At 38.2% G+C, this 1,508-nt stretch carries 2 protein-coding genes; one reads left to right on the top strand and one right to left on the bottom strand.

The genetic code is table 11. The features are described from left to right. Nucleotides 1–27: 27 nt before the first annotated feature. Nucleotides 28–1,230 (bottom strand): IS110 family transposase, encoded by a 1,203-nt coding sequence (locus tag QI155_RS10940; protein ID WP_281321674.1) that lies wholly within the window; start codon nt 1,228–1,230, stop codon nt 28–30. A gap of 12 nt (nt 1,231–1,242) precedes the next feature. Here QI155_RS10940 and QI155_RS10935 point away from each other — a divergent pair. Further along, nucleotides 1,243–1,508: hypothetical protein (locus QI155_RS10935; protein ID WP_281321673.1), on the top strand; the 266-nt coding region annotated here is incomplete at its 3' end.

The following is a 1,508-nucleotide window of genomic DNA, read 5'->3' as shown; positions in this document are numbered from 1 at the left end:
GGAGTCAACTATGAAAAATCACCTCCTTCAGAAACAGGGTGAAAGAGTATGATTAACAAAAAAAGGTTGTTTTTTAGTAAGCATAGCCCATACTGTTCTAAGGAGCTTGTGAGCCACAGCAAGGATAGCTTTCTTAAATACAAGTCCTTCAGCTCTTCTTTTGTTATAGTATTCCCTGAAGTATTCATTATGCATAACCACACCTATGCTCATAAGCCATACTATTCTTCTCAAGTGTCGATTTCCTCTTTTACTGATTTTGCTTTTTCCTTTAAACCTACCAGATTCATAAACAGTAGGGTCAATCCCACAATATGCGATGAGCTTCTTTGGAGAGTTAAACCTTTCAATATCACCTACTTCAGCCAGAAAATGCATAGCTGTAATATCGCCTACTCCTTTTATAGATTTCAAAATCTCAATATCCTGACAAAGAGAGGCTTCTTCACAGAATTCTCTAAGCATATTGGTAAAGAATTCGAGTTGTTCTTCAAGGAAGAAAAGCTCTTTGATTTTCTGCACAAGAATCAATTCTCTTACGGGCCAGTACTGAGCAATAGATTCTTTAGCAAGGGATTTAATTTGCTGAGCATTGATATTAACAGGTCTTCCTGCAGTTTCAGTGCAAAGAGCATTATTGATTTGCTCAATAGAGGCATTCTTAATAGCGTAAGCAGAAGGGAAAACAGAGAGGAGTTTAAGGATAGAGGAATTGTAGATATTAACAATTCTTTCAAGCTCAGGGAAAAGGACAACGAGATTTTTTTCGATATCATTTTTAACAGTAGCGATTTGCTGGGCAATTCTTTCTCTTTCCCTTGCGATATCACGAAAATCTTTTGGCAGGAAGGATTTATCAGGGAGTTGTTTGTGGACATGATACAACATTATAGCAATAGCTTTGGCATCGGTTCTGTCAGTTTTAGTTTTTCTAAGGGTAGCAGTCCAGAATTTGTTGACAAGCAAAGGATTAAGAACAATGCAGTGGAAGTGTCTCTGAGAAAGATAGGCAAAGAGATTGATGTAGTAACAGCCAGAGGATTCCTTAGCAATGAGGATAGAGTTTTTAGGAAAACGGGAAAGTCTTTTAGAGAAGTCTTTAAACCCCTGAAGGGACATAGGGAATTTTTCTTCAAAGAGGATATTTTGTGGATTAGTAAGGGCACAGGCAGAGAAAGAATCTTTGGAGATATCAATACCTACAAAGACGTTAAAGTTTTTGTTATTCATGGTAACACCTCCATGATAGGGTATAAGGCAGAGGCAGGAGGGAATCCCAAAAAATCAAAGATTTTTTGGGAACCCTTTGTAGCCTGCAAACAAATCCTCCATGGTGACAAGGGCTTAGGAGCCCTACCAACTTATCATGGTTTAAGCAGGCAGGCAACAAACTCCATTGAGGGCTTTTATACCCAGGTGAAATGGAGTTGTCCTGCCCTGCCTTCATTGCTTTCAATGGGTAAAACCCATGCATATAAATTTTATAACAAAAAATTTTTCGTAGGAGG

Origin of the sequence: Thermodesulfovibrio sp. 1176 (assembly GCF_029946585.1) — a bacterium.
Lineage (GTDB): Bacteria > Nitrospirota > Thermodesulfovibrionia > Thermodesulfovibrionales > Thermodesulfovibrionaceae > Thermodesulfovibrio.
Note: the sequence above shows the minus strand (reverse complement) of the source record. Positions and strands in the feature narration are given on the sequence as shown.